Origin of the sequence: Paenibacillus kribbensis (assembly GCF_002240415.1) — a bacterium.
Lineage (GTDB): Bacteria > Bacillota > Bacilli > Paenibacillales > Paenibacillaceae > Paenibacillus > Paenibacillus kribbensis.
In genome coordinates, this window is the sequence record NZ_CP020028.1 from 5156046 (window position 1) to 5172695 (window position 16650).

The following is a 16650-nucleotide window of genomic DNA, read 5'->3' on the forward strand; positions in this document are numbered from 1 at the left end:
GCCTCGTTCTGTATGAGGTCCTACGGGACAGAGATATTAAGTTTCTTGCCTTTGTGCCCGGGGAACATGGAAGCTCACCGTTGTACCCTGATTGGGATGACTACTAATATACAGCCCCTTACCGAATACTTGCTTCAGACGTCGGTCCGTATTACGTAATCCAATCCCGCTATGCTGTTCTTGCTGAGGATCCAGCAGACGATCCAGTTCCTCCTGACTCATGCCCACACCGTCATCCATAATGGCTATTTCTGTGCCATCCTCCTGATGCTGAATTCGAATGCACAATGTTCCTCCATCTATCCGATTCATGATACCATGCCTGATCGCATTTTCCGCAAGTGGCTGAATGGACAACGGCGGCAGAAGCAAGGACACCTGTTCATCTACTTCCCATACAATATCTAGTCTATTCCCAAAACGCTCCTTCTCTATATAAAGATAAGATTTCAGGAGTACAAGCTCGTATTCCAGTGATACGACTCTATCAAGATTTTGAGGATTGAAGCTTGATCTTAAATATTTGCCGAACTCTTCAATAAGCTTCACCATTCTGGCGTGATCCACATGACTCAAGGATGCAATGGTATTCAAGGTGTTAAACAAAAAATGAGGTTTGATTTGCGCCTGTAACCATGCAGCCTCCATCCAAAGCTGTTCCCTTGCGGACTTTTTAACATCAGTCAAGGCACGGACCCTGGATTTCAATTCCATGGAATCCACAGGCTTCATAATATAATCGTTGGCCCCGGCAAGAAATCCCGTATATAAGTCCTCCTGCTGACTACGTGCCGTCAACAGCAACACAGGCAGCTCGGAAATACTAAAGTATTCCCTCACACGCCGAGTTAACTCATAACCCGACATTTGGGGCATCATGACATCGGCTATAATTAAATCCCAATCCCGATAATCCAACCTATGCAAGGCCTCCTGGGCACTGGTTACAGTGACAAGATCATAAGACTCCGATTCCGAGGCAAGAATGCCCTCCAACACCCTTAAATTAACCGGATCATCATCTACCGCGAGTATGGCAGACCGTGCAGAGCCTGCAGCAACCTGCATCACTGCTTCATTCTGCAAAGCTATAAAATCAGTACCTGCTTCTTCATCCATACACACCTGCTCGTTATCTCGTGATTGGACCGGGATAGGTGAGGGATCGAGCGGTAGCGTGAAAGAAAAGGTTGAGCCTTGACCAAGTTCAGAGCTTACACTCAGAGATCCCCCATGAAGCTCCACCAATTGCTTGCTGATGCTCAACCCTAGTCCAAGCCCATCCCCAATAACCGTCAAATGAGAATTTCCTTGTTCATATGGATGAAATATTCGCTTTTGCGTCTCCTCATCCATCCCAACGCCAGTGTCACGAACCTCAATACCGGCCATTTCGCCCTGGATGTGTGCGTGAACGGAAATTGATCCCTCGGCAGTATATTTGACCGCATTGTGAAGGAGATTGAACAGGATTTGGATTACCCGGTTTTCATCTGCTAATACATTCGGAAAATCAGCAGGGATGTTTACTACCATGTTTAACGGTTTACCATCTGTCATGAATTGAAGCATATCCAACACACCCGAGACTACAGCCTGAGGCTTCAAGCTTCTTTTTTCCAGAAGAATATCCTTTTCACGCAGACGTGTAACATCCAGCAAATCATTCAATAATAAGGACATACGGCGACCGACCGTAACGAGCAATTGTATGTTTCTCTTGTTGGGTTCGTCCAGGGCGCTATTCTGATTCTCCAGCACGGTCTGTGCTATATTGATCATCCCATGCAGAGGATTCCGCAGCTCATGAGAGGTGTTGGCCAAAAATTCATTTTTCACCTGATCAGCGCGCTGCAATCTCTCCGTCAGCCTTCTCAGCTCGGCGTTCGTATTAAAAAACCGTTTGAACCAATAGGACGCAAACGCCACAAAGGCCAGCACAATATCCCAAGGGTAATAAGGGAGGTCATTCGTTTTGAACATACCCCACAGTATGCTGGATGCGATGCTAAGGGATGCCAGCAACAGAAAAACAGCCTCTTTTTGCCCTCTGAATGTTCTAAGAAAAGCAACCGCGGGAACCGTAGCACATAGGGTAATGCCTGAGAATGCGATAAGAGCCAACAAAAATGCATAAAGGTTGGATGTAGATGCAAATAAAACCGTGACCGCAAAACAACAGTGGGCTATAAAAACAATCTGAATGATTCGGGATCGAGCCAACAGAGACTGCGCCAGCTTCAGTACACACATGCCTATCCCAATATAGGAAAGTATGGTTATCTTTACCGAAAGACTCAAACTGATAGGGAACCAGTCTATTAAAAGCTTGTCATCGTCTGTCAGGATGGATATTACCGTGCAGACTACAATTCCCGCGAAATACAGAAGCGCCTTCTTTTGTGGATTCATAAAAAATATAACGACTACATATAACCCGTGAAGCAGTAAAATAATACATACCATAATTTGCATCGAGATCGCGAAGTTGGTTCGGCTATTCACAGCCTCCGCGCTTCCGAAAATGATAGGCTTCACAATCCCTCCATTGGAAGGAAAATCAAAATTGGATACTTGGATGACAATCTCAATAGCCTGCCTGTTCGTATCAAACATAGCAGAGAACGGAACGGTTGATCCTGTATGCTGTTCGACCTTGTTAGAGACCTGACCACTATGACTGACTAAACGGCCGTTCACAAATATGTTGGATGCCGTACTAATCCTCCCGATCCGAAGTCCGTATAAAGTGTCCTCCGACCTGTCACTCAAAATAAGCAGCCGATAGGTTCCAACCCCATATGCCTTATGATCCACAGGAGATACCGACTCACTCCATAATCCCGGCACCTGAATGGTCTGACGCTGCTTCTTCATAGATAAGGACTTCAGTTCAGCAGGGGAAGATAATGTTCCCGGATAAAACTCCCACTCACCATTTAATGGCAGGGTCTTTATCTCCTGCAAATTCAACCCCCTCAGATCCAGAATTCCCGCCTTGGCCCGGGGATAATCCTGATTGTGGTAATAATCAAACCACAGCAAACGCAGACCGATAATTACGATCAGGAATGACAGCGTAATTAAAAAAAATCTCCGCTTATTCATTTACTGTAATCCAGCAGCATACGAACCCCGGTAAGCACAATTCCAATCAGAAAACCTGTAAGCGCACCGTTAATCCGTATCCATTGCAAATCCTGCCCCAGCTTGTCCTCCATTAAAGCAATCAGTGAAGCATCATCCATTCTATTTACATTTTCACGGACCAGATTGCCAATTTGGCTGTGGTTTGCTTCCACTACTCCGGTAACACCTGTCACGATCCACGAATTGATCTTGTCCAGCAGCTCCGTATTTCTCCATAAATCAGACAGCATTTGATCCAGTAAAGGTACAATGTATACCGTTACATAACTGGCATCTTCCATATAATCCAGCAGATGACGGCGCAACTCTTCGAGTTTCCCTGATACAGCTGCATCACCTTCCCAAGAATCAATAAAGGTGTTTTTCCAGTGATTCAGCCCCTCTTTGACCGTATCTTTGGTTGCCAGACGGATCAACTGTGTGTTGATGCCATCCAGGACGGCCTGACGGCGCGGATGTCCTTCATTTTGGAGCTCCGCTACGCGGTCCAGCAAGAAGTGACGGATCATCTCGCCCATACGCTCCTCATTCAAATAGCCAAGGAAGGCGTTCAGGGCAAACTGCATGAGCCCGCTGACCTGCAAGCCGCTAACGGCCTGCATCCCCAGGGTGCCAAGGGTAACCCCGGTGTCTGCCCGCAGCAGCCAGGACTCCGTCTGCTCCAGCGCATAATCCAATGCGAGTTGGTCATACTTCCGCGCTCCAGCTTGCCGGGCGAGTGCCTCTAGCAACGGCCCCATATCGAATTCAGTCGCCTGTCGCTTAATCCCGGCCGCGATCACCGGGGCCAGCTCCGCCAGCGGAAGCGAGCGGACAAGTCGCTTGGCAAGGACATCTATAAAAGTGACCGCTTCGGGCGTGCGTATTCCTTTTTCCACGCTTTTCAGCACTAGCTCGGCCAGCCGAATATCGGCAATTTTAGATGCAATACTTTCTTTGTGGAGTAAATTGTTTTCGACCGTGTTAACCAAGGCATCGGTCAGCTTTCCCCGATTTTTGGGGAGAAGCGCTGTATGTGGAATCGGAATGCCCAGCGGATGACGAAATAATGCGGTTACGGCAAACCAGTCTGCCAATCCTCCAACAAGTCCGGCCTCAAAAGATCCAGCCAAAAGACGGGCCCAGCCAAATTGTTGAAAAGGTAGCGTAGCAGCAAAGCCCGCTCCCATCATAACAAGTGACCAGGCTGCTGCGGTTTTCGTTTTTTTTGTTTTTCCCATCCTGAGATCCTCCAAACTAACTTTCGAATATATATCATTACATCTATAGTACCCATCATATCATTGCCTGTACAAATTCCAAAAGCTTACTACACTCTGTTTTCGACAAATTGTGTGAAATTGAGAAAGAATTTACGCTATAACACAAATTAAGTTCACATAGCCACACCTATCCATACATGTTCGTGAACAAAATAACACTTAGAGCCAAATCTATTTTCCGGCAAAGTGAGCCCTACGAATCATTTTGTCGGAATATAGTCCCATTTTTCCTATAATCGAAAGGATATACGACTCAAAAAGTGGAATTGCAAGATTAATACATTTATCATAAACTTTTACCCTGTCCCGTTTATATCAATATCTCCTGGATATATCTGGTTAAATATTGTGTAGGCTCTAATCGTTTCATGAACATACTTTAATGTGATAAAATAACCTTTGTAAATGGGAACTTCGGTTTTAAAAGGATATTCGTGAAACAAACTACAATTAGCTTACTAAAATTGTTCTTTTGTAAAGGAATTGGATATGACAACAAAACAAGAAAAGGCCCAGGCTCTCTGGAGCGAAGATCCAGTTGCAATTGTATGTACACCCTCTGCTTTCGCAAAAAAATCCCTCTTTTATATACAGGAAATAGGCTATTTCAAAACAGATGCTTATACAATGGAACGGGAAGAGCTCACCTCATTTTTGCTCCTTTTTACCCTGTCCGGGAGAGGGGAATTGCAATATAGGGACAAGGAATATATATTGAGACCTTATGATCTACTTTTTATTAATTGCAAAGAATATGTACAGTACAAAACTTCCTGTCAGGAGACATGGGAGTTTATTAGCATTAATCTGCACGGCAATCTGATTGACAATTTCTACGAACAATTTGATAAGCACAATAAACCTGTAATCTCATTAAAGGATCCAAGTATGGTATTGGACAAGCTGCGTACGTTATTACATGTACAGTCTGAAAGAAGCATATCCTCTGAACTGCTCTCATCCAGGCTAATCGTTGAATTGTTAACGGTTATTTTACAGCACCCCTACACCAATCCCAACGGGAATTCAGATGGGATCGAAGAGGTACGCAAGGCAAAGCAATATCTGGATCAATCCTATTGTGAACGGATCACGCTGGATTCACTGGCAGACATGTTCAGACTGAACAAGTTTAATCTGGCTAAAAACTTTAAAAAACAGACTGGCTTTTCTCCTATTGAATATCTTATTAATGTTCGTGTCACGGCTGCTCAGGGCTGGCTTAAAACCAGTGATGTATCTATTGTTGACATCGCACAATATGTGGGCATTCCCAACACAAGTCACTTTATCAATCTGTTCAAAGAGCACATTGGAGAAACACCTCATTCCTACCGTAAAAAATGGAGAAATCGTATAAAATAGGCCTTTTGTATAATCTGCAAGCTTGCCTTGTCGATAAATAGGGAAATTTGAGATTTAAACTTGCCTAATAGAGTACCTAACTGATAGAATAAAAATATAAGCTATTCAGGATAAATGGCAAACTTGTCGAAAGACAAGGACGCAAAGCTACAGGGCCTTCTGTATGATGGCAGCCAGCTACCGGTTGAAGTGGCTTTTTGTCGTGCTTTTTTACCCGAAAACTTTATACGAAATGGCAAACCTGTCGAAAGGCAGGGACGCAAAGCTATAGGGCCTTCTACTATGATGGCAGCCTGGCCACCGAAAGGAAGTTTTTTATGGGGAAAATGATATTTTCCGTACTTCTCCTATTTTTTATGTTGTCCATAACACTCTTAAATTCGACAACTTACGCTGCTAATAGTGATAGTGTTGCATGGCTGGATCAAAACAATGTAAATCACGGTACGGTCAGTGTGCGTTACCCTGTTAAACCTAACGTTAAAACCAAGATTTTAGTTACCAAAGATGCGCAAAAATACTCTTATAATCTGACGCCCGGAAAATCCGAGGAAGTATTTCCTCTCCAAATGGGTAATGGGAACTATAGCATTAGTATTTTGGAACAGCTTAGTGGTAACCAATATAAAGTGATAGGACAAGATACTATCGAGTTAAAGCTAAACGATAGCAAAGCGGTATATCTCAATTCCGTGCAAAATATTGACTGGAGCGATACCAATCAGGCGATTCAAAAAGCCCGTGAATTAACCCAAGGCGCAACAACGGATCGCGAAAAGCTTCAAAAAATCTATGACTACGTAATTAGTCATATCAAGTATGACTCCAATCAGGCCTTCGCCTTAACGACTGACTATCTGCCGGAAATTGATCGTACGTTAAGCTCACAAAAGGATATTTGCTATGGTTATGCTTCACTGATGGCTGCTATGTTACGAAGTGTAGATGTACCAACCAAGCTGGTTATGGGCAAATCTTCCTACGTGGACACTTACCATGCCTGGAATGAGGTCTACATCGACAATCAGTGGGTGGTCGTAGACACTACAGTAGATGCAGCCCTGTATAAGGGTAAACAAAAATTCGAAATGATCAAAGATCCCTCCAAATACATTAAAACAAAGCAGTATTAATATCAATATTTTTATTAATATTATTTTAAAAAATAAAAGATGAAGAAATAAAACCACGTTTCTTGTAGAGCCTTGATCCTATGATCAAGGCTCTTTTTCTATCCTTGTTGAGAAATTGTTGAGATGTGGCATGTATTCTAGTCCAGAAAGACATTGAGTCTAACTTTATCCTAATTTCGGGACTAAAGGAGGAGATATTCATCCCCGAATGTGAATTTTCATAAATTATGATCAAGCTCAATGCGGCTAACTTAGCATCATATGAATGAATGATGAATATATAAATACAACCCTCTCGACCTCGAAGGTATAAACCATTAGCCGCTAAATAAAAATAATTTAAGAATAGGAGATTTGTTTACCGTATGAGAAAAAAATGGAATGCAGCAATTGTTGCGTTATTGCTTTTTTTGCAATGCTTATTCAGTACAACACAAGCGTATGCACAAAATCCCGACTCTGCTCTGCCAGTGCCCACAGGAACCGATCCGGTTGAGAGTGTGACTAACGATGTATATCCAGAGCCTTCAGAGCCGATTAACGTCCCTCCTGCTATCCCGGCTCCAGCTATCGAAGCAACTGCCGGCTCAACTTCTGTAGTAAGGACAACTCAGGAAAGTATTTTAACCAAGCTAACTCTCACAGATTCCACTGGAAATGTTATTGATGCGGTGTATAATCCCGATAGTCGTATTGATATTGGCTCCGCTATCCATTTAAGCTATGAATGGGAGCTGCCGAACCATACGTATAAAGCTGGAGATACCTTTACCTTTCAATTACCTGAGCAATTTCAAATTTACACAGACATCACATCTCCTCTGACGAACACGGAAGGGGAAGTAGGTCATTTTACCGTAGATCGCCAAGGTAAAGTGATCATGACCTTTAATGATTACGTGGAAAGCCACTCTAATGTCAGCGGTAAGCTGGAGATCAAAACTGAGTTTAGCAAACAAATAGAAAAAGGCAGCACAGAAGTCATTATTGCGATTCCAATCCAAGGTGGCGAGCAAACGGCGATCGTAAATATTAAGCCTGTAGCTGGTCCTACTTTGGAGAAACAAGGAAAGTACGATAGCAAAAATGGGATTGATTGGACAATTGACGTAAATAAACAATTGGATCCTATAAAACACGCTGTAATAACCGACCCAACTCACCAAGGATTGGAACTAATCAGAGACTCCATCCGGGTATATCATTTGCAAATCAATGTGGACGGAACCACCGTGCTGCGGGACACTGTTAGTGCAGATAAGTATACAGTTGAAGCTGATCCGGCTGGTACGGGCTTTAGAATCCGCTTCAACGAAGAGCGTATTAACAGCGCATACCGAATTCAATACTCCACGAACATCACAAGCGAGGACACTCGTTTCTCCAATACGGCTACTTTTTCAGGAGACAATGTAAAGGATACCTCCGCATCAGCTACAGTTACCGTTAAACGCGGGGATTTTCTAAGCAAAAAAGTAGAGCAATACGATCCGGTCACACAAACGGTTTCATGGGCAATCAAATATAATTTTGCCAGCAAAAAAATTCCCGCAGCTAAAGCAGTATTAAGTGACCGTTTTAATAACAGCCAACAATTTATCATAAATTCACTTAAAGTATATAAAGGGGATACACAGGATGAACTCCCTGCATCGGAATACATGGTCACTCCTGTAACGGACGACCACGGTACTAATGGTTTCAATCTGCTTTTCAAAGCGGATATTGATGCGCCATATACCATCCGTTACCAGACTAAGGCCATAGATCGTGTACTTGAAAATGGCAAAATAACGAACAGGGTAACATCCGATGGAGTAACAAAAGAAGCGACCACAGAACTGAAAAGTGTAATTATCACCAAGGGATATAAAGAACCAAACTATAACACCAAAACGATTCCTTGGGTCATTTCCATTAATGCGGATAAGTATACAATGGACCAGGTCGTTATCGACGATGCCTTTCCGAACGGCGGTCTGGCATTATTGCCAAACACATTGAAAATCCAAAGCGCGGACGGAAAAACAACACTAACATCGCCAACAGACTACGAATTGATCCCTCTTACGCTGGATTATAAAAAAGGGTTCACGATACGTTTTCATAAAACGATTCAAGATACGTATACAATCAGCTATACAACTACATTTAACAACGAATGGAAAATCGACAAAACCAAACCGGACTTTTGGAACAAAGCCTCTATCACTTGGCTATACAACGGAACAACACAAACCGCGGAGGCCGAAGCTCGATTATGGCCGGACAATATGACCCAGCAAAATGGGGCTAAATCAGGTAGTTACAATGCCAGCTCCAAGCAAATTACATGGGACATTAAGGCCAACTATAACCGCAAAACTCTGAATCATGCTGAAATAAGGGATACATTATTACAGGGCCAAAAACTGGTGCCAGGTTCTGTTAAAGTGTACGATATGGCCCTCCTCGGGTGGTGGAATGGGGTACAAAAGGGAGCCAAAGTGCCTTCGAGCCAATATACTATTGTTTTACCTTCCGCCGATAACAACAACGAACTGAGCATCCGGTTTAACCAATCCATCAATTCTCCTTACTGGGTCACTTTCCAGACGACATTGGAAGGAGAGCTTATTGATAAAGAGATTAACAATAACGCACAGCTTATGGATGGAAAAAATGTAGATTCGGAATGGACAGCCAAAGTGACTGTGCCCCACGGCGGAGAATACGTCACGAAATCCGGGGCTCAGAATGGAAATAAAATCGATTGGAACATCCATATCAATGAAGGGCAATCCTATGTCTCCAACGCGAGAATCGTGGATACGCCCAGCAATAATCAAATTCTGATTGAGGATTCCTTTCATCTATATTTCACCAAGGCATCTGCCAACGGAGAAGCTGTCAAGGACACTGAATTAGTCAAGGATCAGGATTACAAGCTAAAAATAACAACGAATGTTCAAGGTCAGCAATCCTTTGAGCTTGCCTTTACGAAGCCTATATCATCGGGCTATATTTTGGAATATCAATCCTTTATTCAAGCCGAAGACAAGGCAAAAGTGAGCAATAAGGTTAATTTCGAGGGCGACCGTTTAACTACTGAAATCAGGGAAACAAGTAAAGAAATTATTGTGCGTACATCCTCTGGTTCAGGATCAGGAGGTGGAGTTACGGGAAGTCTGGAGATTACCAAGGTTGACGAGGACGATCATAATAAGGTACTGCCTGGGGCACGTTTTGCACTCTATGACAAAGATCAGAAAAGAGCCCCTCTTGTCCAAACTACCAATTCGGATGGGAAGATCGTATTCTCTTCATTGAGTTATGATGATTACATTCTGGAAGAACTTGCACCTCCCGAAGACTACAAAATAACAGCGCCAAAAACAGAAATCAAAATAGATGCAACAATCAAACAAAGCTCAGGTATTAAACAAATAGTGATCACCAACAAAAAGGAGACTCCTGTTGATCCGGGTACACCTACGAATCCAGGTACGCCTACAAATCCAGGTACACCTACAAACCCAGGTACACCTACAAACCCAGGTACACCTACAAATCCGGGCTCAGGCAAAAAACATGATAATGACCCTGAAATAACTGAACCTCCGGTGACACCTGCTACGCCCGTAACAACCGAGGAGCCGCAAATCATCGAAGATGAGGATGTTCCGTTGGGCGTTCCAACTATTGAGGAACCACCTGCAGAACCAGGAATGCAACCAGAGTCACCAGAAACCGATCCTCACCAGGAGCCTTCTCCACCTGTGAAGATCGAAGAAGATCCAGTACCTAAGGGCGTCATCCGCCTACCGGTAGAAAAGCCTAAAGATCCAAGCGATCCGAAACATACACCTAAGGTGAATACATTGCCACAGACAGGAGAAAACAGTCCTGCTCCCTTCTATTTGAGCGGTATGTTCTTAATTCTTCTGGGAGCCTATCTGGGCTATAGACGAACTCATAAAAATAAATAGCATTTTATAATCAAAAATCCCCCCTTCTCAGCTCATCACTAGCGAGAAGGGGAATTATTTTACATGATCCATCTATGGATTACTGTTATAGGGAGGCTTTTCAATTGCGTAAGCTGGCATACGTGAGCATCGTTTTAGGAATCATCATCATGTTATTTCCTACCGCTAATGAATGGATGGAAAATCAGAAGCAAAAAGAGCTATTACAAGAAGCTGAATCATTATCAAATACAGATCAATCGACACTGACTCCTGAAATGATTAAAGGCTATACACATTTGTCCAGTTGGCTGACAAATACGGCAGCAGCGGATGGATCACAATTGTCTGAAACCAAGCCCTCTTCATCGGCTCAAGAGCCAGCTCCAATCGCTACAATCCGCATTGATCGAATCAATCTGAAGCTTCCTGTACTGGAAGGTGCGACCCGAGAGCATATGAGATATGCGGCCGTACATATGTCGGAAACTGCGGCACTTGGCCAGGTGGGGAATGCTGCCATAGCCGCTCATCGCTCACGAACGACTGGACGCCTATTTAACCGACTAAATGAAGTGAAAATCGGAGATCAGATTCTGATTCACACTCGGAGTGAAAAATACTTGTACAAGGTCTACAACATCTCAATTGTCGCTCCTTCTAACGTCTCCGTTTTAAAAAGCAGCAAGGAACAAAAGCTCCTCACATTAATTACATGCGATCCTCTTGTAAACCCGACACATCGACTCATCGTTCATGCCAAACAACTGACCTAACCCCGCTAATGGATAGCGGAATAACCTATAAACTATATTGGTGGTGACCCCATTGAGTATATTTTTAACAGCCTTATTTTTAATAGGTCTAACTCTGGCGCTGTGGATATATACACTTATTTTTTTACGTTCCGTGATGATGGGAAGAAATTTGCTGCGGAAGCTTGCTTATCAGGACCCTGTAACGGGTCTGTTCAACCGGAATGCACTTGAACTATTTTGGAAACGAAGCAACAGCAAGGAGAGCATTGCTATTATGTATCTTGATCTGGATGGATTCAAAACCATTAATGACACATATGGACATCAAATAGGTGATAAGCTGCTCAGACGGGTAAGCGATCATTTACTCCAGGTGACGAACTCCAATCAGAAGGCTTTTCGGATCGGGGGAGATGAATTTCTGCTCATTATGAAGGATTATGACGCCGATCAGGTCAAAGTTCTGGCAGAATTACTTTTACAAAAAATCAGCGCACCTTACAACATCCAGGGAATCAAGCTTCAGGTTACAGGAAGTATTGGTATCAGCATGCATCCTTCTTCGAAGGAGCCTCTGTCTTCATTACTCAAAGAAGCTGATATCGCCATGTACCAAGCCAAACAAATGGGGAGAAACTGCTATGCTGTATACCAGAAGATCAAACAGGGATCAAACGTCAGATCATACAGTAATGCACGGGTTAAAAAACTTGCGGCAGGTATTCGAAAAAAAACAAAGGTTCAAAGTATACAACAAATGGCAACTTTCTAACACTAAAAAAATACCCGCAACATCAAATCAGGCGGGTAAGTCCTGTTCATCCAAGATTATACCCGCCGATAAAAATACTCCTATTCTACCTTACCCTTTGCAATCAGCTTGAAATCATCGAAGTGGAATCCCGGTGCAACAACACAGGTTACCAGTACAGGCTCATCTCCAAGCGGCCGCGCCGTTTGCCATACCGTACCTGGTACCAGCGCTTGCGGATGCTGTCCGGCTTCCACGTCGGCACCGACGATAATGACAGTTTCTTCACCGGGCTCTTCTCCGCTTCCACCCAGCTTCAACTCCACAGGACTCCCGCTATGATAAAGCCACAGCTCATCTGAATGCACAACATGCCACTCAGAGAACTCGCCCGGATGCAGCAAGAAATAAGTCGACGAAGCTGCAAACCGCGGACCGGAGTATATATCCGGCAGCACGGGTTTTGGAATTTGAAAATGAGCCTTCCACATCTCTTTGTACCAACCGCCTTCCGGATGGGGCTCCATGCCCAATGCCGTTACAAGCGGTGAAATAGCTTTCGTCATTGTACTAACCTTCCTTTACCCTAAATTCCTTCCTCCCTACTGTAAAACATAGCGTTGCTTTTGTCACGTTTCTCCCTTCGCATGTCGAACATCATTATTTTATGTCAAATTTAATAACATTAAATTGTGAATATTTGCTCGATTTCATCATATAAACTAGTGACGAAGTATACAAATAGATAATTTACGTAAACTTTTATGACATAAAATCTTGTTTTTTATTGTAAACTTATAGTATCATGAGAAGAAATTTTGAACATTTAATAGAGCTTGATCATGTCAGTACGTCTACCAAGCTAAGTATCCAAGCCTAAAAGGGGTGAGCTCTCTGATCCAGTTTCGCAATGTAAACAAACATTACGGTCACTTCCATGTACTCAAAAACATCAATCTTCAGATTAAGGAGGGCGAGGTGGTCGTGATCATCGGCCCCTCCGGCTCAGGGAAAAGCACCCTGCTTCGCTGCATCAATCGTCTGGAGACGATATCGGATGGGGAGCTGATCGTCAACGAAATACCTGTACATGACAAAAAGATTGATATCAACGCCTTTCGCCGCAATATCGGGATGGTGTTCCAGCATTTCAATCTGTATCCCCACAAAAAGGTGATTGAGAATATTGTACTTGCACCCATGAAGGTGCTGGGAATCTCCAGGGAAGAAGCTACCCAAACAGCTATCACCTATCTGAAACGTGTCGGCATCGAGGAAAAGGCACAGAGCTATCCCGCTCAATTGTCCGGTGGGCAGCAGCAGCGGGTTGCAATCGCCCGCGGGCTCGCAATGAATCCAAAAATTATGCTGTTCGACGAGCCTACTTCAGCTCTTGATCCCGAAACCATCGGGGAGGTACTGGATGTCATGCGCTCGCTCGCCCATCAGGGTATCACAATGGTCATCGTCACGCATGAAATGGGCTTTGCCCGCGAAGTGGCGGATCGCGTGATTTTTATGGACAAAGGACAGATTTTGGAAGACAGTCAGCCTGCCGAATTTTTTCAGAATCCGGGTGAAGAACGGGCTCGCCTGTTCCTGAGCCGTTTGATTCATCATTAAACAGACTACCAATGTGGCGTAAATCGAAAGGGGATCGTTCTAATGAGAAAAGGATTTCAATGGAGTGCTTTGGTACTGGTAGCCGTATCCTGTCTGCTCGTCTTGGCGGGATGTGGAGGCAAGCAAGAAGCGGCAACGTCAGGGACTGAGCCGGCAGCAGCCAACGGGCTGGAAGCGATCAAGCAGCGTGGCAAGCTGGTCGTGGGTGTAAAATACGATACCAAGCTGTTCGGTCTGAAAGACCCGGCCAGCGGGAAAGTAGAAGGCTTTGATATCGACATCGCCAAGGCTGTAGCCAAACATATTCTGGGCGATGAAACCAAGCTTGAATTAAAGGAAGTCACGTCCAAAACACGCATCACCTTGCTGCAAAACGGGGACATCGACGCTATTATCGCAACCATGACCATTTCGGATGAACGTAAAAAGCAGGTCGATTTCAGCGACGTCTATTTTAACGCTGGGCAATCTCTGCTCGTGAAAAAAGGAAGTCCCATCACCGGGCTGGAGTCTCTGACCCCTGATACCAAGGTACTCGCCGTTAAAGGCTCTACCTCCGCCAAAAATATCCGCGAAAAAGCACCTAATGCAACGATATTGGAGTTCGAAAACTATCAGGATGCTTTCAACGCCCTCAAGGCAGGCAAAGGGGATGCGTTGACTACCGACAATTCCATTCTGCTCGGTATGCAGCAGCAAGACCCGAATTATACGCTTGTAGGCGGGAACTTCACAGAGGAACCTTACGGCATTGCAGTGAAGAAGGGACAGCCTGAACTGCTGCAAGCCATTAATGATACGCTCAAGGAATTAAAAAGCAGCGGTGAATACGATAAGCTCCACGAGCAATGGCTTGGGGTTAAACCCGAATAATACTCTTGTGAAGGAGCCGCAGGTTGCGTGCTCCTTCCTTTCTTTCTACTGGACACCACACCAGAAGGAATTCCATCCATCCCCGGATACCCCATAGCTTTTGGATAAGGAGGTAAATGCGCAGATGCTTACTTTTGATATCAACGTACTTTTCGATCATGGCGACCGTTTCAGAGAAGGCTTGCTTCATACCGTCCAGGCCAGCGTGATTGCCTTGATTGGCAGCTTTGTTCTGGGAGCTGTCATCGCCATCCTTCGAATTGCGCCTTTTAAATGGCTTAACTGGATTGGCACCGTCTATGTAGAGGTTATTCGTAATATCCCGCTGCTCATCGTGGTGCTGTTTTTTTATCTCGGGCTTCCCACTTTGGGCATCCCTTTGGACGGATTTGTATCTGGAACACTTGGATTGACCGTATACACAGCCTCCTTTATTGCGGAAGCCATACGTGCCGGCATTCAAGCTGTTCCCAAGGGGCAATTTGAAGCGGCAAGGTCCTCCGGGCTGAGCTATAACCAGACGATGATCAGCATTATTTTACCGCAAGCCATCAAAGTCGTACTGCCTGCGATTGGCAACCAATTCATTAATCTGGTCAAAAACTCTTCCGTGCTGGCCATTGTAGCCGGACTGGACCTGATGTATTACTCTGATCTGATTAACTCGGACACCTTCTTACCCATCACAGTCTACGCCATCACGGCGTTATTGTACCTTACATTGACGGTTCCGCTCAGCTTTCTTGTACTGTACATGGAGCGACGTCTGTCCAAAACATCCTAAGGAGGGAAGCCTGCATGGATTTCAGCGGATTGTTTGTATGGCCTAATGTGCGCTTTATACTGGAGGGCTTCCTGCTAACACTGGAGGTCGCCATTTACTCTATCGTGTTCAGCTTTGCTCTCGGTATTGTATTCGGCATCCTGCGCTATACGCGCTTACCTGTCATTTCACAGGTTGCAGCCTTTATCATTGATCTCATTCGCAATCTTCCATTATTGCTCATTATTTTCTTCATCGGCATGGTATTGCCATCCATCGGTTTTTCCATTTCTCTCAAGTGGGCAGCCATTACGGGACTGTCGATCTTTGAGGGGGCCATGATCGCCGAGATTGTACGCAGCGGCCTCAATTCGGTTCATAAAGGACAGGTGGAAGCCGCACGTTCCTCCGGGCTGAGCTATTCCAGCACCTTATGGCATATCATCCTGCCCCAAGCGCTTCGCCGCATGGTTCCACCCATTGTCAGCCAGTTTATTTCCCTTATCAAGGATACCTCACTGGCTGTCATAATCAGTTTGCCGGAGCTGACGCATAACATCCAGATTGTCGGCGGTCAAAATCAATCCTTCGTCATTCCGGCTCTGCTGTTCGCCGCCTTCCTATACTTTGCTGTCAATTACAGTATGTCGCTGATTGCACGCAGGCTGGAGGTTCGGACACATTAAAGCCTATTGGCATTCATCAGGGCTGCCGCCAGTTGGAAAGCTGTATCAGCCCGGCCTTTATCTTTTCAATTAATCACTTCACTGCTTCTCCCAGGTAACGATCAGAGCGATAAATCAGCTCAACCTGACCCTGAGGAGCTCCCCGTACAATAGGTATAATACAAAAGTGTGAATGGTCCAGAACTGCTGCAAGGGACTCGGGCTGTGGGGTTATGGCAAGTATATGGATATACCAATTATGGTTATGCTATGAACATCATTGAAAAAACCAATGATTCAGCAGCAGCGCGACCTTTCTGGCACAGAATGTAATATTATAACCAACCGCAGGTTAAATTT

The 16650-nt window shown here is 44.5% G+C and carries 12 protein-coding genes and 2 riboswitches; of the genes, 9 read left to right on the top strand and 3 right to left on the bottom strand.

Annotated elements, in window-relative coordinates; translation table 11 throughout:
- Nucleotides 1-36 precede the first annotated feature (36 nt).
- Together B4V02_RS22975 and B4V02_RS22980 are read right to left on the bottom strand one after the other, a co-directional pair.
- Nucleotides 37-3108, bottom strand: a complete 3072-nt coding sequence (locus B4V02_RS22975; protein WP_094156565.1) for a hybrid sensor histidine kinase/response regulator — start codon at nt 3106-3108, stop codon at nt 37-39.
- Nucleotides 3105-4370, bottom strand: a complete 1266-nt coding sequence (locus tag B4V02_RS22980) for a DUF445 domain-containing protein (protein WP_094156566.1) — start codon at nt 4368-4370, stop codon at nt 3105-3107. Before B4V02_RS22980 ends, B4V02_RS22975 begins: the two co-directional genes overlap by 4 nt.
- Nucleotides 4371-4901: 531 nt before the next feature.
- Between B4V02_RS22980 and B4V02_RS22985 the strand changes: the two genes are divergently transcribed.
- From B4V02_RS22985 to B4V02_RS23005, 5 genes are all read left to right on the top strand, one after another.
- Nucleotides 4902-5777 (top strand): AraC family transcriptional regulator, encoded by an 876-nt coding sequence (locus tag B4V02_RS22985; protein ID WP_094156567.1) that lies wholly within the window; start codon nt 4902-4904, stop codon nt 5775-5777.
- Between the two features lie 106 nt (nt 5778-5883).
- Nucleotides 5884-5962, top strand: a riboswitch (cyclic di-GMP riboswitch).
- Between the two features lie 39 nt (nt 5963-6001).
- Nucleotides 6002-6082, top strand: a riboswitch (cyclic di-GMP riboswitch).
- A gap of 12 nt (nt 6083-6094) precedes the next feature.
- A complete protein-coding gene (locus B4V02_RS22990) occupies nt 6095-6910 on the top strand; it encodes a transglutaminase-like domain-containing protein (protein ID WP_094156568.1) in 816 nt (271 codons plus the stop codon).
- Between the two features lie 365 nt (nt 6911-7275).
- Complete coding sequence (locus B4V02_RS22995; protein WP_094156569.1) at nt 7276-10878, top strand: LPXTG cell wall anchor domain-containing protein; 3603 nt, start codon at nt 7276-7278, stop codon at nt 10876-10878.
- Nucleotides 10879-10982: 104 nt separating this feature from the next.
- Nucleotides 10983-11633: a class D sortase gene (locus B4V02_RS23000; RefSeq protein WP_244188393.1), complete on the top strand. Its 651-nt coding sequence runs from the start codon at nt 10983-10985 to the stop codon at nt 11631-11633.
- Between the two features lie 43 nt (nt 11634-11676).
- Nucleotides 11677-12387: a GGDEF domain-containing protein gene (locus B4V02_RS23005; RefSeq protein ID WP_244188569.1), complete on the top strand. Its 711-nt coding sequence runs from the start codon at nt 11677-11679 to the stop codon at nt 12385-12387.
- An 80-nt stretch (nt 12388-12467) separates the two neighbouring features.
- Here B4V02_RS23005 and B4V02_RS23010 read toward each other — a convergent pair whose 3' ends face one another.
- Nucleotides 12468-12932 carry a cupin domain-containing protein gene (locus B4V02_RS23010; RefSeq protein ID WP_094156571.1) on the bottom strand — a complete coding sequence of 155 codons (465 nt, stop codon included), beginning with the start codon at nt 12930-12932 and terminating at the stop codon, nt 12468-12470.
- Between the two features lie 319 nt (nt 12933-13251).
- Here B4V02_RS23010 and B4V02_RS23015 point away from each other — a divergent pair, with 319 nt between their 5' ends.
- The 4 genes from B4V02_RS23015 (at nt 13252) to B4V02_RS23030 (ending at nt 16311) form a co-directional block, all read left to right on the top strand.
- Nucleotides 13252-13989, top strand: coding sequence for an amino acid ABC transporter ATP-binding protein (locus tag B4V02_RS23015; RefSeq protein WP_043890702.1), 738 nt, complete (start codon nt 13252-13254; stop codon nt 13987-13989).
- 42 nt (nt 13990-14031) lie between these two features.
- On the top strand, nt 14032-14862 hold the full coding sequence (locus B4V02_RS23020) for a transporter substrate-binding domain-containing protein (protein WP_094156572.1): 831 nt from the start codon (nt 14032-14034) through the stop codon (nt 14860-14862).
- A gap of 124 nt (nt 14863-14986) precedes the next feature.
- Nucleotides 14987-15646: an amino acid ABC transporter permease gene (locus B4V02_RS23025; RefSeq protein ID WP_094156573.1), complete on the top strand. Its 660-nt coding sequence runs from the start codon at nt 14987-14989 to the stop codon at nt 15644-15646.
- Nucleotides 15647-15660: 14 nt separating this feature from the next.
- Nucleotides 15661-16311 (top strand): amino acid ABC transporter permease, encoded by a 651-nt coding sequence (locus B4V02_RS23030; protein ID WP_094156574.1) that lies wholly within the window; start codon nt 15661-15663, stop codon nt 16309-16311.
- Nucleotides 16312-16650 lie beyond the last annotated feature (339 nt).

Coding starts and splice junctions, on each gene's coding strand:
- B4V02_RS22975 (WP_094156565.1), bottom strand. CDS start 3,108: ATGAATAAGCGGAGATTTTTTTTAATTACGCTGTCATTCCTGATCGTA.
- B4V02_RS22980 (WP_094156566.1), bottom strand. CDS start 4,370: ATGGGAAAAACAAAAAAAACGAAAACCGCAGCAGCCTGGTCACTTGTT.
- B4V02_RS22985 (WP_094156567.1), top strand. CDS start 4,902: ATGACAACAAAACAAGAAAAGGCCCAGGCTCTCTGGAGCGAAGATCCA.
- B4V02_RS22990 (WP_094156568.1), top strand. CDS start 6,095: ATGGGGAAAATGATATTTTCCGTACTTCTCCTATTTTTTATGTTGTCC.
- B4V02_RS22995 (WP_094156569.1), top strand. CDS start 7,276: ATGAGAAAAAAATGGAATGCAGCAATTGTTGCGTTATTGCTTTTTTTG.
- B4V02_RS23010 (WP_094156571.1), bottom strand. CDS start 12,932: ATGACGAAAGCTATTTCACCGCTTGTAACGGCATTGGGCATGGAGCCC.
- B4V02_RS23020 (WP_094156572.1), top strand. CDS start 14,032: ATGAGAAAAGGATTTCAATGGAGTGCTTTGGTACTGGTAGCCGTATCC.
- B4V02_RS23025 (WP_094156573.1), top strand. CDS start 14,987: ATGCTTACTTTTGATATCAACGTACTTTTCGATCATGGCGACCGTTTC.
- B4V02_RS23030 (WP_094156574.1), top strand. CDS start 15,661: ATGGATTTCAGCGGATTGTTTGTATGGCCTAATGTGCGCTTTATACTG.